The 17,734-nt window shown below is 42.8% G+C and carries 18 protein-coding genes; 5 read left to right on the top strand and 13 right to left on the bottom strand.

Annotation, left to right across the window (positions count from 1 at the left end; all coding sequences use genetic code 11):
• Positions 1–96: 96 nt before the first annotated feature.
• From GVX98_RS10990 to madL, 9 genes are all read right to left on the bottom strand, one after another.
• Positions 97–1,014, bottom strand: coding sequence for an acyltransferase domain-containing protein (locus GVX98_RS10990; protein ID WP_159128083.1), 918 nt, complete (start codon positions 1,012–1,014; stop codon positions 97–99).
• Positions 992–1,870 (bottom strand): triphosphoribosyl-dephospho-CoA synthase MdcB, encoded by an 879-nt coding sequence (mdcB, locus tag GVX98_RS10985; protein WP_159128082.1) that lies wholly within the window; start codon positions 1,868–1,870, stop codon positions 992–994. Before mdcB ends, GVX98_RS10990 begins: the two co-directional genes overlap by 23 nt.
• Positions 1,848–2,528, bottom strand: coding sequence for a malonate decarboxylase holo-[acyl-carrier-protein] synthase (mdcG, locus tag GVX98_RS10980; RefSeq protein WP_159128081.1), 681 nt, complete (start codon positions 2,526–2,528; stop codon positions 1,848–1,850). Before mdcG ends, mdcB begins: the two co-directional genes overlap by 23 nt.
• Before the next feature lie 10 nt (positions 2,529–2,538).
• Entirely contained in the window at positions 2,539–3,255 is a 717-nt protein-coding gene (gene mdcE, locus GVX98_RS10975; RefSeq protein ID WP_004981496.1) for a biotin-independent malonate decarboxylase subunit gamma, read from the bottom strand.
• Between the two features lie 4 nt (positions 3,256–3,259).
• Positions 3,260–4,147: a biotin-independent malonate decarboxylase subunit beta gene (locus GVX98_RS10970; RefSeq protein ID WP_004981499.1), complete on the bottom strand. Its 888-nt coding sequence runs from the start codon at positions 4,145–4,147 to the stop codon at positions 3,260–3,262.
• Positions 4,148–4,150: 3 nt separating this feature from the next.
• Complete coding sequence (gene mdcC / locus GVX98_RS10965) at positions 4,151–4,459, bottom strand: malonate decarboxylase acyl carrier protein (protein ID WP_016166424.1); 309 nt, start codon at positions 4,457–4,459, stop codon at positions 4,151–4,153.
• A gap of 5 nt (positions 4,460–4,464) precedes the next feature.
• Positions 4,465–6,120 (bottom strand): malonate decarboxylase subunit alpha, encoded by a 1,656-nt coding sequence (gene mdcA / locus GVX98_RS10960; RefSeq protein ID WP_159128080.1) that lies wholly within the window; start codon positions 6,118–6,120, stop codon positions 4,465–4,467.
• A gap of 21 nt (positions 6,121–6,141) precedes the next feature.
• Entirely contained in the window at positions 6,142–6,903 is a 762-nt protein-coding gene (madM, locus tag GVX98_RS10955) for a malonate transporter subunit MadM (protein ID WP_004981504.1), read from the bottom strand.
• A gap of 63 nt (positions 6,904–6,966) precedes the next feature.
• Complete coding sequence (gene madL, locus GVX98_RS10950) at positions 6,967–7,368, bottom strand: malonate transporter subunit MadL (RefSeq protein ID WP_004981506.1); 402 nt, start codon at positions 7,366–7,368, stop codon at positions 6,967–6,969.
• 136 nt (positions 7,369–7,504) lie between these two features.
• Here madL and GVX98_RS10945 point away from each other — a divergent pair, with 136 nt between their 5' ends.
• Both GVX98_RS10945 and GVX98_RS10940 read left to right on the top strand, forming a co-directional pair.
• Positions 7,505–8,173, top strand: a complete 669-nt coding sequence (locus GVX98_RS10945; RefSeq protein WP_004981507.1) for a GntR family transcriptional regulator — start codon at positions 7,505–7,507, stop codon at positions 8,171–8,173.
• 307 nt (positions 8,174–8,480) lie between these two features.
• Positions 8,481–9,437, top strand: coding sequence for an NAD(P)-dependent oxidoreductase (locus GVX98_RS10940; protein WP_004981510.1), 957 nt, complete (start codon positions 8,481–8,483; stop codon positions 9,435–9,437).
• A 107-nt stretch (positions 9,438–9,544) separates the two neighbouring features.
• Here the strand turns inward: GVX98_RS10940 and GVX98_RS10935 are convergent, their stop codons facing one another.
• The 4 genes from GVX98_RS10935 to kdgD form a co-directional block, all read right to left on the bottom strand.
• Entirely contained in the window at positions 9,545–10,258 is a 714-nt protein-coding gene (locus GVX98_RS10935; RefSeq protein ID WP_004981513.1) for a FadR/GntR family transcriptional regulator, read from the bottom strand.
• Between the two features lie 216 nt (positions 10,259–10,474).
• Positions 10,475–10,666, bottom strand: coding sequence for a type II toxin-antitoxin system Phd/YefM family antitoxin (locus tag GVX98_RS10930; RefSeq protein ID WP_004981514.1), 192 nt, complete (start codon positions 10,664–10,666; stop codon positions 10,475–10,477).
• Between the two features lie 68 nt (positions 10,667–10,734).
• Positions 10,735–12,321 (bottom strand): aldehyde dehydrogenase (NADP(+)), encoded by a 1,587-nt coding sequence (locus GVX98_RS10925; protein WP_004981517.1) that lies wholly within the window; start codon positions 12,319–12,321, stop codon positions 10,735–10,737.
• Between the two features lie 30 nt (positions 12,322–12,351).
• Positions 12,352–13,263 carry a 5-dehydro-4-deoxyglucarate dehydratase gene (gene kdgD, locus GVX98_RS10920; protein WP_159128079.1) on the bottom strand — a complete coding sequence of 304 codons (912 nt, stop codon included), beginning with the start codon at positions 13,261–13,263 and terminating at the stop codon, positions 12,352–12,354.
• Positions 13,264–13,744: 481 nt separating this feature from the next.
• Between kdgD and GVX98_RS10915 the strand changes: the two genes are divergently transcribed.
• From GVX98_RS10915 to GVX98_RS10905, 3 genes are all read left to right on the top strand, one after another.
• Complete coding sequence (locus GVX98_RS10915; protein ID WP_159128078.1) at positions 13,745–15,106, top strand: MFS transporter; 1,362 nt, start codon at positions 13,745–13,747, stop codon at positions 15,104–15,106.
• Between the two features lie 76 nt (positions 15,107–15,182).
• On the top strand, positions 15,183–16,733 hold the full coding sequence (gene garD, locus GVX98_RS10910; protein ID WP_159128077.1) for a galactarate dehydratase: 1,551 nt from the start codon (positions 15,183–15,185) through the stop codon (positions 16,731–16,733).
• A gap of 75 nt (positions 16,734–16,808) precedes the next feature.
• On the top strand, positions 16,809–17,699 hold the full coding sequence (locus GVX98_RS10905; RefSeq protein ID WP_035326922.1) for a DMT family transporter: 891 nt from the start codon (positions 16,809–16,811) through the stop codon (positions 17,697–17,699).
• Positions 17,700–17,734 lie beyond the last annotated feature (35 nt).

Here is a 17,734-nt window from a genome sequence, read left to right as displayed (position 1 = left end):
TGTTGCGCATACATCGAAAACTTATGCGGTATTTGAATGTTATTCCTAAGATTCAAGTACCGCTAATTTTTGAATCCTTGATATGCATTATCAAATTCATGCAAAGTTCTGTTTTTCTAACCATGCCTGCAACCCAGACCAACTTTTAAAATCATCCACTGCACGTACGATACAATTTGGATTACGTTCTAATAGCATTTTACTTAAGGCGCTGCCCGGCCCAATTTCTAAGACAACATCAGGCTGATTTTCTTGTATTGCACTTAAACAAGCATCCCAATCAATCGCATGATTCATTTGGTGAATTAACGCATTCACTGCGTCTGTAGTCTTAAAAAACTTATGTCCACCCGAACCGCTAATCATGGCCGCGCATAAACGAGCAAAGTCTTGCTGCTGTAAAACCTGCTGATAGGGCTGAACCGCGGCATCCATGCATACGGTATGCGATGCAATGGTGACATTTAAGCGTTTAACAAAACGTGTTCCTCGAAATTCGAGTTGCTGAGCCAGCTGCTGTAAATTGGCATCAGCCCCACCCACGACAAAACTACTATCACTCAGTTTGATGGAAAGTGCTGTCGCCGTTTCCGTCAGCAACGGTTCAAGCGTATTCAGATTGATGCCCTGAATAGCCATTAAGCCACTTACGTGCTGAGTGGCTGAAGACATCAACGAGGCACGCTGCTGGGCTAAATACAGGCCTTGCTCTAGGCCTATCTGGGTAGCACAAATGAGTGCGCTTAACTCTCCGAGTGAATAACCTGAGAAGCTCATAAGCTCCTCAATCTCAGATTTTAACTTTTGCCAACGACACCATTGCAAAGCAAAAATAAAAGGCTGCGCGAACTCATTCGGATACAGATCCGCTTCGGTTAAACCTGAACAAAAGAGTTGCGGCAAATGCCGCTCTAAAATATGTGATACCTGCAGCTCATCTGCCATGCTGAGCAGTTCTTGTACATGGGCTAAGCTTTGGAGTCCTTGCCCACTAAATATGATTGCGAAATTCATTTTCCACCTTCAGCATGAACAAAGTCACCCCCAATAGATCGGCACTGCCCCCCGGACTTAAACGATGCTGAACGAAATAATCTTCCACTTTAGCCACATCTTGCATCCAATTGTGTTGTAACACACCGCCACGGACCAAAAACTGCTTGGCTAGATCCTGCACAATATACAAGGCTGATAAGCCACCGCGCCAAACAATATTAGTATCTTGTACATAGGCCATCAGACTGAATAAAGTCTGAATTGCAGCCTGCTGTGGATTGGCCGTTTGGGTATAAATGTCGATATACGTTGGCAAGGCAACATCCATCACCGTTTTAAAACCTGAAGCCACTTCTTCAATCGCCCCTGTGATGCCATATTGACTCCGCATGCGTTGCCCATGACTGTTGGGATTTCGCTCTAAATGATGTAACAGTTCATCCTGCCAAATGCTTTGAATTTTTTGACTGATTGAGCCTGCATTCAACGAACTATCAGTTGCTAGACATTGCCCGACTGCTGCACTGGCAAAACCCAAATTAAAAACTGCCCCTTTATGGGTATTAATCTGCTGAGTTGCAGCCATCATTTTTTGTTCAGCTAAAATGCCACATTGTCGAATCTCTTCAAAATTGACATCACGATAGCCATTCAAACATTGCGCCTGAAAATAGCCCTGTAAAGCATCCACACTACATTTGAACAAGCTAAAGTCCATGTCACGATGACTGCCCTGCGAACTTGGACAAACCAAACCGGGCTTATGTTCTAAACTGGCTTCATCTAATAACGCCATACATGCCAAATGGTCTAATGTTTCAGCAGTACTGACAATGTTCGAGCATAAAACTTCATGCTGTTGTAGCATTTGCATATTCAAGCTTCCCTTCGAATAATTCTTCTAATCTCAGCATATCCACACGCTGAATTCCTTTGACAATCACTTGCTGGTTCATTTCAGGAAAAACAGCAATTAATTCATTAAATGACACATGCCAATCTGGATTGATTTGAATCTCGCCATCTAAACGGATAGAACTCTGGGTTTTGACTTGTTGAATGAACTGTAAAATTTCTGGTACATCATGTTGATGCTGTGGATACAACAACAGATCTAAGTCTGAAGTCGGCCTGACATAAGTCTCCTGCGTGAGAGACTGATAGGCATATGAACCGTAAACATATACTTTGCAGCCCAATCGTTCTAAGTTGTCTGCAAAATCACTCCACACTTTAGGTTGTAGGAGCTGCGAGTCAGCTTCTAACAAAGCATGTAGAGAAAGCGGTCGAGTAATCTGCTCGATCTCGTGTTTCTCTACTAAGCACGCCACACGATATTTATAACCCTCAAGCAAGCAGTTGATCGCCAGCTTCACTTGTCCCGTATCCACATCTTCCTGCCGACAAACGGTCATTGGAATATGTTGATTCAACAACTGATACACCTTTTGTTTAACTGTTTCTGGTAAAGAAACATCTAAAAAATGTAGGGTTGCTGAATCACGAAGATAAGCTAAGTCATGACGATCCATATCTGCTTCCTTAACTGTGGACAACTTTCTCAATAATGGTACTACATAGCACACGCCCTTGACGCTGCTGCCCCACCACACGGCGTTGATCTGTCAGATAAACCTCAAGATGTTGTTGTTGATTTAACAGTGCTTGGCTGACCCAATCGGTCTCCAAATCTGGCCAAATGGCATTGATTGCGCCCATTTTGTAAAAGTTTTCTGCCCCTGGGGCAAAAATAGCTGAGCTTTGGGAAAGTTCTTTTAACTTTTCGACTGGAATTTTAGTAACCCGTGCCATCGCGTTTAAGTCCATGACTTTCACTTGCGAATCACTGAGTGCATAAACTTCGTTTGCCATGAGTCCATAAGAGAGAAAGCCGCCACTGACCGCTTGACCGAAAATTATCGCGAGATTGGCATGCCCACTTCTACGCAATAGATCAACACAAGATGCCAAATGCGCGAAGGTACGGTTTAAGCACAATAACTCATCGGCACGGGAAAGATCTTGACCTTGCGTATCCACAATAAAGACCACGGGAGTTTTGTTGCCTTGTTGTACCAAATTCAAAATTTCTGAGGATAATTGAATGGCAATGTCTTGATTAATAGGTGCTGCATTAACTGTACCCAAAATCCGTACTGGACCTGCGTCCGTCTGAGCATTGCCCTTAATCACATAACCTTCGATCTGATAATCCAGTTGACGCGGAAACAACTGTTGTAAAAGTAATTCTGTATTCATGAGCTCATCCTTGCTTTAACAACACAACTTCATGGGCAGACAACATCGGAATTTTTTCTGGCTGTGAAATTCCCATGTCATGCCAAATCTGTAAACCATCATTTTTACCAAACCAGCGCTGTTGTTGCTGTTCAAGCTGCTGTTGCTTTAGTAGCAATTGCTGCAAATCAAGCGGTGGAACTGCCTGATTCAACTGCGCCCAAATCGCATCACGAATATCGGCAATATCATCCTCAACCAAAGCCTGTACATGGCTCAGTAAATAACGATGTTTACCGCCTGTAACGCGCCAAACCAAAGCACGATCTTTCGAATCAAACTCTTCGACGCCTTTCACTGTTTCAATCACTTCTGGCCCAGACAGTGCCAAACGCCCTTCTTCCGTCATGATGATGGCACTACTTAAACACGCACTGATGCCCATCCCACCGAAAGCGCCACAGGTGCCGCCAATCACGGTAATAATGGGAATCCCAGCATTTCGTACCTGCAACATCGCGCGCATAATTTCGGAAATGGCGATGAGACCAGCATTGGCTTCATGCAAACGCACGCCGCCTGAGTCGACAAAAAACAGTACTGCTTGCGCTTGATCTTGAATGGCTTTATGTAAGAGACCGACAATTTTCGCCCCGTGGATTTCACCCACAGCCCCCCCCATAAACTGGCCTTCTTGAGCCATAATATGCACTGGTGTTCCGTTTAAACGCGCTGTACCAATAATCACGCCATCATCAAAACTACCTGGAATATCCAAAGCAGAGAGGTGTGGGCTAACCTCCACCTCCGTCGGCTTTAAAATCTCATGAAAACTCTGAGCATCGACGACTGCTTGAATACGCGCACGTGCGGTTTTTTCATAAAAACTATTTTTGAGCATCACTTGATCCATGTTCTATACTCCCTTAAACATAGATATTGCTTGGCTTAAGCGCAGGTTCACCACCGCTGGGGTCGCGCCCATATCATTTAACTGAAATTTAAGCCCTGCTACCGCATGACGTTGTGCAAACTCGTTCAGTACAGACTGCCAAACATGTTGAAAACCGACGGCTGATGTCGTGACTTCAATCTGACAAATATCCGCCTGATCATGCTGTGAAACCAATACTTCTAAATTTCCAGAACCGACCACACCACAAATGACCGCCGCTTGTTCAGCGCTCAGCGGTGCGGATTGCAATTCAAATTTTAACTTTTCCATATCGATCACCAATTTCTGAAACGGCTTGGCGGGTTGTATAAACCACCTGACCATTTAACTAAATCTTTTACTGATTTTGCTGCCAACAAATCACGGTTGACTTGGGTGGGATCAATGCCTAAATCTTCTGGGCGTTGAATAATGCCGCGCTGACGTAGCTCTTCCACTTTGGCCGTATCGCGTTTCATGCCAACAGGGGTATAACCTGCAACACCACGGATGGCTTGCTCGCGTTCTTCTGGTGTACGACACAACAACAGGTTGGCAATCCCTTCCTCTGTCACAATGTGTGTGACATCTTCACCATAAATCATGATAGGTGGCAGTTTGCTGTCCATTTTTTCTTGCAATTGCCACGCATCAAGTTCTTCGACAAAAACGGGATGCATATGCTCACGGTATGTTTCGACCAATTGCACCACCAACTTACGCCCTTTGATCAGTTTGCCGTCGACCGCTTCACGGCCTGCTTTGGTATAGGCATAACTGGCATGCCGGCGTCCATGCGGGTCAGAGCCCATATTCGGCGCTCCGCCAAAACCCGAAATACGGTCTACGGTTGCGGTTGAACTGTTGCCTTGTAAATCAATCTGTAAAGTCGAACCAATGAACAGATCGCAGGCATATAAACCCGCAGTTTGACTAAAAGCACGATTGGAGCGCATGCTGCCGTCACTACCCGTAAAGAACACATCTGGACGTTCTTTAATATAATCTTCCATCCCCACTTCAGAACCAAAGCTATGAATCGATTCGACAAAACCACTTTCAATCGCAGGAATTAAAGTTGGGTGTGGATTCAAAGCCCAATTGGTACAGATCTGTCCCTTTAGTCCTAAGGATGCCCCATACGTAGGCAGTAACAATTCAATCGCCGCGGTATCAAAACCAATACCATGATTTAAACGTTGAATTTGATACGGCGCATAGATGCCTTTAATGACCATCATCGCCATTAAAATTTGCACTTCAGTAATTTGTGCAGGATCACGGGTAAACAACGGTTCTATATAGTTGTACTTGGGACTTTCGATATAAAAATCGACCCAATCCGCAGGTACATCGACACGCGGTAACTTATCGACAATTTCATTAACCTGCACAATCACAATACCGCTTTTAAATGCTGTCGCTTCAATAATCGCGGGTGTATCTTCGGTATTCGCACCCGTATAAAGGTTGCCCTCACGGTCAGCTGCATGTGCCGTAATCAAGCAGACATTTGGCGTCAGATCAATAAAGTATCGCCCATATAGCTCGAGGTAAGTATGGATCGAACCAATACTGATTTTTTGCTGCTGAACCAATTGCGCTAGACGTAAACTTTGTGGGCCTGCAAAGGAAAAATCGACCTTAGAGGCAATGCCTTTTTCAAAGACATCAATATGACTCGGTAAAGCCAATACCGACTGTACGATATGTAAGTCATGAACTACCTCTGGATTACACTGACTTAAACTCTTTGACAAAAAGTCGGCCTGCTTTTGGTTATTACCTTCCAAACAAACGCGATCACCACTGGAAATTACCGTTTCCAAAAGTTCAATCACCCGAGCATGCTCAACTTGTTTTGCAAAGCCTTTTTCTTTGGCAAGATTCAACTTTTCTTGTCTACGGGTGCGCTGCTTATCCCATAAGCGCGTCTTAACCATTTGGTTCATGGGGTCACCTTTATGCTGTGCTTAGCCGAAGATGGCATTAATTGTGAGAAAAAATACAGAGGGTCCAAGTAAGCAACCAAGACCGGTATAGAAGGTTGCGACCAATGCACCATAGGGTACTAAACGCACATCAGTTCCTGCCAAACCTGCTGCTGTACCACTGGTCGTTCCCGCCATTCCACCAAAAACCATGGCAGAACGTGGACTTTTGAGATACATAAATTTTGCAAAGATTGGTGTACCCACCATAAAGAACACTGACTTAATTAAGCCAATCGCAATCGATAGTGCAATCACTTCTGAGCTTGCACCAATGGCAGAACCCGTTACTGGTCCAACGATATAAGTCATCGCACCTGCGCCAATCGTGGTCATCGAAACGGGGTCTTTATAGCCCATCAACCAGGCCACCATTGCACCAATCACAAACGGAATCACGCAGCCAAGTGCAAGTGCGATCAAACCCACCTTTCCTGCTTTTTTCACTTCTTTGACGTCAACTTCAAACGCCGTTGATGCAATGGCCAAGTCACGAATCATGGCGCCACCGAGTAAAGCAAAACCTGAGAAAATGGCGATATCTGAAATGCCCTTTTCACCTTGAGTATAAATCCCTGCAAAATATGCCAAGACTAGCCCCATGGTGATGGCGATGGCTGAGCTTTGTAACTTCCCTTTGGTGAGGTATTTCGACAAAAGATGCGACACATACATCATCAAACCAGTCACTGCGAGCGCCGCGACGAGGGCATTTTTGGTAAAAACCGTAATTATTTCTTCCATTGCGTTTCTTCCTTGTAACCGTATAACTGATTGTTATTTCGTGTTAAGACAACACCCTTGTCCTTAAGCGGTTTTTTCAGTCGGCTCTACAGCCCATTCGTAGCTTTCGTAGTCACCACTGGATTTATTCAACCAACGAATCACCAATACCGTACCGATAAGCGAGGCAACCGAAACAACAAGCCCCAACATCCCGCCCGACATAGCAGCAACTACGTTTTGGCCTGCCGACATGGCAACCACAATCGGGATATACATACCTGACCAGTACAACACACCAAATTGAGTCACTTGCGGTAAGTGCCCACGTTTAGCTAACAGTTCCTTCGATAGAATTAATAAAATCATGGCGATGGCCACACCACCTACATTGGCTTGGACACCGAGTGCAACTCCGAGAACATTGCCTAGATAAACACCAAGTAAATGGCAGACTGCCAATATGGCTGTTCCGTAAATAATCATTGCTGAATCCTCCCTGGATCATGCAGCGCTTCTAATAATATGACTTATAATTTGCTATAGTTATAGCTTATCTGTATCCAGTGTACAATATTTTGTACTCAAATAAACATAAATTGTATACAATTTTTGGTGATGTATGACTTCAATTGCGGAACTTCCTCTTTCTATTCAAATTAGTAAAAAGTTAGAGGATGATATTATTTATGGCTTTTTCCTACCTGGGACTAAGCTAGATGAACAAGAGCTTTGCGAACGCTATGGTGCTTCACGCACTCCGATTCGTGAGGCATTAAAGCTATTGGCCGCTGAAGGTTTAGTTGAAATTCGCCCACGTCGTGGTGCAATTATTCCAGCCATTAATTCACTTACCCTTTGTGAAATGTTCGAGGTGATGGCTGAATTAGAAGCTATGTGTGGACGTTTAGCAGCACGGCGCATTCAACCTGAAGAAAAGCAAGAATTACAGCGCTTACATCAGTTATGTCAGGACTATTTAAATCAGAACGACTCAGAAAATTATTATGAGGCCAACCGTTTATTTCACTTTGCCATTTATCAAGCTAGTCATAATGCCTTTCTAATTGAACAAGCCTGTACCTTGCACAAACGTTTGCACCCCTACCGCCGCCTACAACTCCGTGTTAACCATCGAATGAATCATTCATTTTCAGAGCATAGCGCAATTTTAGAGGCCATTTTTTCAGGGGATGAACAAGAAGCTGAGGCTTTGCTGAAAGCGCATGTGGTGATTCAAGGTGAGAAATTTACGGACTTTATTTCAACCTTAGAGCATTTAAATACTTAACTAGAATCTGGACTTGTTTGAGCTGAGTTGTTCATGCTTTTGATGTTTAGCTTCATGTTTCAGACCATTCATGTAACGAAGATAAATACCAAGAAATACGTATCGATTTCTTGGTATTTTTTCTTGATGAGTGCCTTGATTAGAGCAGTATCAGATGCATCTCCTTCCTAGAAACTCATCGATTTAAAATCAAGAAATGGCTTGAACGATGCGCAACTGCCCTGCGTATGATGATGTGATATAGAAATCAGCACTTAGATGACATATGATGTCTTATATCCTCTAGTTTTATGTTGAATACTTTCTTATGTCGACTCTCAAAGTAACCTGTGCCGAAAAATATGTCTTAATTGATCAAGCATTTCAATTCGATTTTCCTGTGCAATACAGCGAATTCCAGCAACTCGATCAAGAGCAGTTTCAAACACAAGTCCATGATCAAGATGTCATTATCATTAGTGATTTAAATGTTAATGAACAAGTTTTAGCCAACAATCCCAATCTAAAGCTCCTCGCACTCTGCTCAACTGGCTTTAACCACGTCAATCTGCCTCTGCTCAAACAACATGGCGTTCAAGTCTGTAATATCCGTGGCTATGCAGGCGATGCCGTTGCTGAACATGCGTTCACCTTAATGATTAATTTAATTAAAAATTTTCCTCAACAGGTTGATGGCGTTAAACAAGGATTGTGGTCAACGGGCAACAGCTCATTCTTTTTAGCTGCTCCAATGGGTGAACTCAAAAATAAAACACTAACTATTGTTGGCAAAGGTGAAATTGGTTTATCGCTTGCACAAAAAGCGCAAGCCTTTGGAATGAAGGTGATCTTTAGCGAACGTAAAAATGCACCTGCCTGCCGTGACGGTTATATCCCTTTTGAACAAGCAGTTGAGCAAGCAGACATTCTGTCTTTGCACTGTGAGTTAAATGCTGAAACCCAACACATGATCGACGCTTCAGTCTTTGAACGCATGAAAGAAAAAAGTATTCTGATTAATGTTGGACGTGGTGGCTTAGTGCATGATGCCGACCTGATTGCAGCAATTGAAAGCAAAAAAATTGCGGGCTTTGGTGCTGATGTATTGAATCAGGAACCGCCTGCCGATGATCACCCGCTACTCCAATTACAACGCCAGCATGCCAATGTCATGATTACTGGACATATTGCTTGGGGTACAGACGAAGCACAGCAACGTTTGTTTGACATTTTACAAAGTAATATCAATCAAAATATGCAAGGTGTTAAGCAAAACCTTGTTTAAATACATCATGCTTCAATAGACTTTGCATCAATAAAAAAAGCAGCAGACTCGAATTAAGTCATGCTGCTTTTTTATATCAGAACTTTAATCGTCGTTAAATCCGAAAACTATTGCTTAAACTTTTTAATGCTTTTTGAGAGATGAGCACGCATCATTTGACGCGCCAAAAGTCCATCTTGATCCACAATGGCATTGAAAATATTAACATGGTCATGATGTACCGCTTTTAAATACTCTTCACGATTTTCTGGACTTTGTTCAATCGACTTCACCCGTGCACGCGGGATAATTTTCTCACCCAAGTACTTCAAAAAGTCCACAAAATATTGGTTGGCAGAGGCCTCAGCAATCGCAATATGAAAGTCATAATCGGCTTTGACGGTGCCATCATTTTCACCCGATGAAATATGCATTTCAAAATCATTTAATGCCGCTTTCATCTGATCAATATGTACTTGTTTACGACGTTCAGATGCCAAAAATACGGCTTCCGACTCTAAACTGATCCGCAATTCCAGTAATGCCACAATGTCATTGATGGTTTCTAAACTGGCATTTGAAAGTAAAAAATTTTGTTCGATAGAATGTTCTTTGACAAAAGTACCAATGCCATGACGGGTCTCGACATAACCGAGAGAACGTAATTCGGTAATAGCCTCTCGAATAACCGAACGACTCACTTCAAACTGTTCAATCAGTTCAAGTTCTGTCGGAATTTTTTCTCCAACCTTAAAGTCTCCGGATTGAATTTTTTCAATCAATTGCGCGACGATGATTTGGCTTAATTTTTTTGTTGATCTAGATTTAATCGCACTAGACATAATGAAAGAGACTCACCAAATATTGGAAAATTAGAGACTTAGTTTACTATAACCCAACCCAATAGCCCTATAGTAAGTTGTTTGGACTTCAGTTGTTATCGGGAGTGGTGATACATCATATCAGTCTGATCGTGTCATTCAAACTAACACTGTTTATTCAAAAAAGGAAATACTCGCCTGACATGCTCGTGCACTACATTTTGAAGCCCAAAACCTTCAGTAAGATTCGGACTGTTTTGGAAATTTCGCCTCAAATTCTGCTTTTTTATAAGCCTCATAGGAGGCCTTGCTGATCATGACCGCAGATTCACGGCCTTTTCTGGTGATTTCGACGGGATCACCCGCGACTGCTTTATCCATAATCATAGACAACAGCGCTTTGGCATTACTACAGTTAAAACTTTCCATACCCTACCATCCTTAAGAAAGCCACGCGATGACGAATCACAGCGTGGCTCAGAAAAAATTGGATTGACTTATAGTGCTGCTTTGGTCAACTCACCATTAATCAAGCGGTTAATCTGCAAAGGGTTTTCATTTTTAAGTGCATCTGGCAACAGAGCTTGTGGTGTGTTTTGATAACATACTGGACGCATGAAACGCTCAATTGCACCCGTACCTACCGATGTACCACGCGCATCACTTGTTGCAGGGAATGGACCGCCATGCACCATCGCATCAGACACTTCTACCCCCGTTGGGAAGCCATTAAATAACACACGCCCTGCTTTACGCGTGAACAGTGTTAATAATGCTTGTGCCGTCGCCAATTCAGCATCTTCACCAATAATGGTTGCAGTCAATTGCCCTGCCAATTGTTCAAGACCTTGTAATAAGGTTGCTTCGTCGTCTACTGCAACAACAATCGACATTGGACCAAACACTTCATGTTGTAGCTTGGCATTACCTGCCAACAAAACGCTTTGGTCTGCTTGGAACAAGTTAGCCGATGCTTGTGAAATCAACGTCGCTGCTTGACCTTGAGCAATCTGCTCAAAACCTGTCTCTGCATTGAGTGCAGCCACACCCTGTTGATAGCTTTTCAACGTACCCGAATTTAACATCACTTGTGGAGCGGCTTGCTCGGTATGGGCAACCAAACCTTCAACAAAACGATCAAATTCAGGACTTTTCACGCCTAAAATCAGACCTGGTTTGGTACAGAATTGACCACAGCCCATGTTGAATGACGCCACGGTATCTTGTGCAATTTGCGCGCCACGAGCAGCCAATGCTTGTGGCATCACCACCAATGGATTCACACTCGACATTTCAGCAAAGACAGGAATTGGTTGTGGACGGTTTTGCGCAATGTTATACAGCGCCATACCACCTTCCAAAGAACCAGTAAAACCCACAGCTTGAATTAAAGGATGTGCCACCAAATCTGCACCAATACGTCCACCAAAGATCATATTGAAAGTACCAGCGGGCATGCCACATTTTACGACAGCTTTTTCAATGGCTTCAGCCACCAATTCAGCAGTTGCCATATGCCCTGAGTGTGCCTTAAATACCACAGTACAGCCCGCAGCCAAAGCAGCAACGGTGTCGCCACCCGCGGTTGAAAATGCCAGTGGGAAATTACTCGCACCAAACACGGCAACAGGACCTAAACCAACTTTATACTGACGTAGGTCAACACGAGGCATCGGCTTACGATCTGGCAATGCAGGATCAATACGTGCAGCATAAAAATCACCACGACGTAACAACTGAGCAAATAAACGCAACTGACCTGTAATGCGCCCTGTTTCACCTTGCAAACGCGCCAAAGGGAGACCCGTTTCTAAAGAAGCAACCTCTTGTAGTGATGCACCTAAAGCTTCAATTTCAATGGCAATTTCATCTAAGAAACCTGCTCGTTGCTCTTGCGAAGTTTGGCTGTACAACACAAAAGCAGCTTCTGCGGCTTGAGCTGCAGCATCAACTTCTTCAATACTCGCTTGACTAAAGAGGTAGCCCGTAGGTTGATAGTCTGTTGCATTAATACTTTCAAGTGCAGGTGCATGTACTGCTACACGCTGACCCTTGATAAATTGCTTACCTATATTCAATGCCATGAATAAACTCCAATGCCTAAATTTCTAAACTTATTGCGGACCTAAAGTTGCAATTAATGCAGCCAAATCTTCGAAGTCTTTCGGCGTTAAGTCACTTAATGGTGGACGAACAGGACCCGCATCATAACCCACAATCTTGGCACCCGCTTTAATCATACTTACGCCATAACCCGCTTTACGGTCACGGATTTGGATTAACGGCAAAAAGAAATCCTTGATTAAACGATCAGTCGTTGCTGTATCGTTGGCACGAATTGCGTGGTAGAACTCCATGGCAGTTTTTGGAATGAAGTTAAACACTGCAGATGAATACACTGGGCAACCGAGTGCTTTGTACGGTGCAGCAAATACTTCTGCAGTTGGTAAACCACCTAAGTAAGATAAACGATCACCGACAGTTTGAGTAATACCTGTCATCATATCAATTTGACCAGAACTGTCTTTAAAGCCGATCAAGTTCGGGCAAGCAGCGGTTAGCTGTTGTAATGAATCAAGAGTTAGAAGAGATACACTACGGTTATAGAAAATGACACCGAAGTCTACCGAGTTACACACTTGTTTAACGTGCTCGACCAAACCTTCTTGGCTCGCTTCCGTTAAATAATGTGGCATTAAAAGAATACCTTGAGCGCCAAGACGTTCTGCTTCTTGAGCTTGTGCAATCGCTTGACGTGTTGGACCACCTGCACCCGCAATAATTGGCACGCTGCCTTTACAGGTATCAACCGCGGTCTTAATCACTTCAGAATATTCGTTACCCGTTAATGAGAAAAACTCACCTGTACCACCCGCAGCAAAGAGTGCACTTGCACCATATGGGGCTAACCATTCTAAGCGCTTTTGATAAGTCGCTTTATTAAAATCACCATTCTGATCAAAGTCAGTTACTGGAAAAGAAAGTAAACCATCAGAAATAATGCTCTTTAACTCAACTGCTTCCATTGTAACTCTCCATAGTTATCTATAAGTTGTCTGACATCCTACAACATAAATTTTCAATATCCAATCTTTTTTCTCAAAAAGCCCAGAAAATTGCTCGAGAGTTAAATAATAGGCAAAAAATCCTATACTTTTTCAACTAATTGCTGATTTAGTTCCTCTTTTAAAAAGAATAAAATATGATGTTTTATGCGTATAAATAAGTTTCTCTTAGGCAAACGAGCAAGTCATCATACCTCTTTATTTTTTTAAATTATTAATATTCAATAGCTTAATAAAAAACCCATTAAAATCCAAAAAAAAACAAATTGCAAACAATTCAAAAATAATCATAAGATGTCATACATCTTTAAAGACTGCTTTGAGCATTTTGGAAGAAATAGGTATTTACTCATGATGAAAAAATACCTATTTCGTTAAATAGACATGAAGTCACTCTAATTTGATTGCGCACAAATTAGGTTACGGATAGAAGAGTTTGTGTATGGAAAACTTACAAACGCAAAGCGCCGCTACAGTTGCAACGGCCAAACATACCAAGACCCGCTACTTAATTTTAGCGATGATCTTTATTGTCACCTCATTAAACTACGGTGATCGTGCCACCCTTTCTATGGCTGCTTCACCAATGACACAAGAGTTAGGTATTGACTCTGTGACCATGGGCTATATTTTTTCTGCGTTCGCATGGGCCTATGTGATTGGTCAGATTCCTGGAGGCTGGCTACTCGATAAATACGGTGCGCGAAAAGTTTATTTTGCCAGTATTTTTTTATGGTCATTCTTCACGATTTTAATTGGTTTTTCGGATATTTTCGGCAGCACTGGCGCTGTCATTAGTGTCCTGTTTTTATTGCGTTTCCTTGTTGGCTTATCTGAAAGCCCTGCTTTTCCAGGCAATAGCCAAATTGTGGCAGCATGGTTCCCCACCAAAGAACGCGGTACAGCAGCAGCCATTTTTAACTCTGCACAGTATTTTGCAACCGTGATCTTTGCACCATTTATGGGGTGGCTGGTTGCTCAAGTGCACTGGCAATCTATTTTCTGGATTATGGGTGGTCTTGGTATTGTTGTATCGTTTATTTGGCTAAAAGTGATTTATAGCCCAGTCAACCATCCAAGTATCAATCCATCAGAGCTTGAATACATCAAACAAGGTGGTGGTTTAGTCCTCATGGGGGAAGACAAAAATAATAATCAGCAAAAGAAAAAGACCTCTTTTGCCGATATTAAACAGCTTCTTTCTTCACGTATGTTACTGGGGATATTCATCGCGCAGTATTGTATTAACTGCTTAACCTATTTCTTCTTAACTTGGTTCCCTGTGTACCTTGTAAAAGAACGTCATATGACCATTTTACAAGCTGGTTTTGCTGCAGTTGCACCTGCACTCTGTGGTTTTATCGGTGGCATTTTGGGTGGTTTGGTATCAGACCGTCTTATCAAAATGAATCATTCAGTGACTTTCGCACGTAAGTTGCCAATTATTTTAGGTCTGTTCTTATCGACCAGTATTGTGATCTGTAACTATGTGGAATCACATACTGCCATCATCTTCTTTATGTCATTGGCTTTCTTTGGCAAAGGCTTTGGTTCTTTAGGTTGGGCGGTTATGTCAGACGTCGCACCTAAAGAAATGATTGGTCTATCGGGTGGTCTATTCAACACCTTTGGTAATACCGCAGGCATTGTGATTCCAATTGTGATTGGTTACATCATCAGCTCAACAGGTTCTTTCAATAATGCCTTAGTCTTTGTCGGTATCCATGCCGTGATTGCACTACTGTGTTATCTATTCATGGTTGGCAAAATCGAGCGTTTCCAACTGAAAACCACTGCACCTTAATTCATCTGCTTCATGCTTTACCAGAGCTAGCTATCTTCTAACTAGCTCTGTTTGCCACTTAATACAAGGAACGATCATGCAACAAAGACCACTACTCATCAAAATTAATCCGCAAGACAACGTCGCGATCGTGGTGAACGATGGTGGTCTAGCACAAGGCACTTATGTTGAAGCACAAGACATCACTTTGGTTGAAGCTGTCCCTCAAGGGCATAAAGTCTTATTAACAACATTAAAAGAAAATGATCCGATTGTGCGCTACAGTGAAATTATTGGATATGCAAATAAAACGCTAAATGCAGGCTCATGGGTCAATGAAGCGGTTACACGGATGCCTGAAGCACCGACCTTAGACTCTTTAGAACTCGCGACTCGTCCTGCACCAGTACTTGAACCGCTCACTGGCTATACTTTTAAAGGTTATAAAAACAAAGATGGTTCTGTTGGAACCAAAAACTTATTGGCAATTACCACCAGCGTGAACTGCGTTGAAGGGATTGTCGATCATGTGGTGAAAATCGTAGAGCGTGAATTACTGCATAAATATCCAAATGTCGATGGTATTGTCGGACTCAACCACTTATATGGCTGTGGTGTCGCGATTGATGCACCTGCGGCGATTGTGCCGATTCGTACCATTCATAACTTAGCGCTGAATCCAAACTTTGGTGGCGAAGTGATGGTGGTCAGCTTGGGCTGTGAAAAAATGCAACCTGAACGCTTGCTGAATATTCCTGCTGAAAACAAACGCATTCCTGTTGAAGACCAAGACATCATTCAACTGCAAGATGAACGTCATAATGGCTTTCAGAGTATGGTTGACCACATTTTGGCGGTGGCTGAACACCATTTAGAAAAACTAAATCAACGTCAACGTGAAGAAGTGTCTGCATCACATTTGGTGGTGGGTATGCAATGTGGTGGCAGTGATGCATTCTCAGGTGTCACCTCTAACCCTGCTGTTGGCTTTGCCTCTGACCTGATTGTGCGTTGCGGCGGTACAGTGATGTTCTCAGAAGTCACTGAAGTCCGTGATGGCATTCATTTACTCACGCCTCGTGCTGAAAATGAGCAAGTTGCAAAAGACCTCATTCGTGAAATGCAATGGTATGATGACTACCTCGCCGCAGGTAAAGTAGACCGCAGTGCCAATACCACCCCAGGTAACAAAAAGGGGGGGTTAAACAATATTGTGGAAAAAGCCATGGGCTCGATTGCTAAGTCTGGCAGCTCCGCAATTGTTGAAGTCTTGGCACCGGGACAAAAACCAACCAAGAAAGGGCTGATTTTTGCTGCAACGCCATCTAGCGACTTTATTTGTGGTACACAACAAATGGCTTCTGGCATTACAGTACAAGTCTTTACCACAGGTCGTGGCACGCCTTACGGTTTAGCCGCAGTTCCTGTGATTAAAATGGCGAGCCGTAACACCATTGCCAACCGTTGGTATGACCTGATTGATATTAGCGCGGGTGATATCGCGATTGGTAAACGCAGCATTGAACAAGTGGGTTGGGAATTATTTGAACTCATTTTGCAAGTTGCAAGCGGTGAAAAGAAAACTTGGTCAGATCACTGGGGAATTCATAATTCACTTGCAGTCTTTAACCCTGCCCCTGTGACCTAAACTTTATAAGGTAGGTAGAGGAATCGGCTGATTCTTCTATTTACCTGTTTATGTACTCGGAAACACAATTTTATGATGCAAAACACATCATCTCCCTCAACGGCTGTGAGTAAAGCACTGCTCTGTTTAATGACTTCAGCCTTACTGTTTTCGATTATGGGCGTGTGCATTCGTTTTGCATCTGAAACGGTAGATAATCCGACAGTGGTCTTTTTTAGGAATGCTGTCGGATTATTTATTTTTATTCCTATGCTGTTTAAGCAGGGTTTAAGTTTTATTAAAACCGATAAATTGTGGATGCATACTTGGCGCAGTGTAGTCGGTTTAGCTGCAATGTATGGTTTTTTCTATGCTATTGCACATCTAAAACTGTCCAATGCGATGGTGTTTAGTTACTCCTCACCGATTTTTATTCCACTGATTGCCTACTTCTTTCTCAAAGAAAAAATAAGCCTTGGCATGATTATCGCGGCAGTTGTCGGTTTAATCGGAGTGCTGTTGGTGGCAAAACCTGATCAAGGGATGTTTAATGCGTTGTCTGTGATTGGTCTAGGTGCTTGTTTCTTATCTGCAATGGCCTTTGTCACTGTACGTGCACTGACCAGTACTGAGCCACCTGAACGGATCGTTTTCTATTTTTGTATTTTTGGCACGCTCATTTCATCTATTCCAATGTTTTGGCACTGGCGTATCTTCACACTCAAAGAATTGGCCTTACTCATTACCGCAGGGCTCTTAGCCAACATCAGCCAGTTGTTTATGTCTTATGCCTATAGTTTAGCCCCTGCTGGGCAAATTGGGCCGATGAATTATATTGCGATTGTATTTGCAGGGATTTGGGGCTTTATTTTTTGGCATGAGATTCCTGACATGTTCAGTATTCTCGGTATATCTATTATCTTAATTGCAATTTTGGCTTGTAATCCTATGATTACGAATAAAATTAGGCATCTTTTGAAACTCTAAGTTAGCCAAAATCGATTATAAAAAAATTGAGCTTT

It is taken from the genome of Acinetobacter sp. 8I-beige (assembly GCF_902505955.1).
Lineage (GTDB): Bacteria > Pseudomonadota > Gammaproteobacteria > Pseudomonadales > Moraxellaceae > Acinetobacter > Acinetobacter johnsonii.
This window is presented reverse-complemented; position numbering and strand designations above follow the sequence as displayed.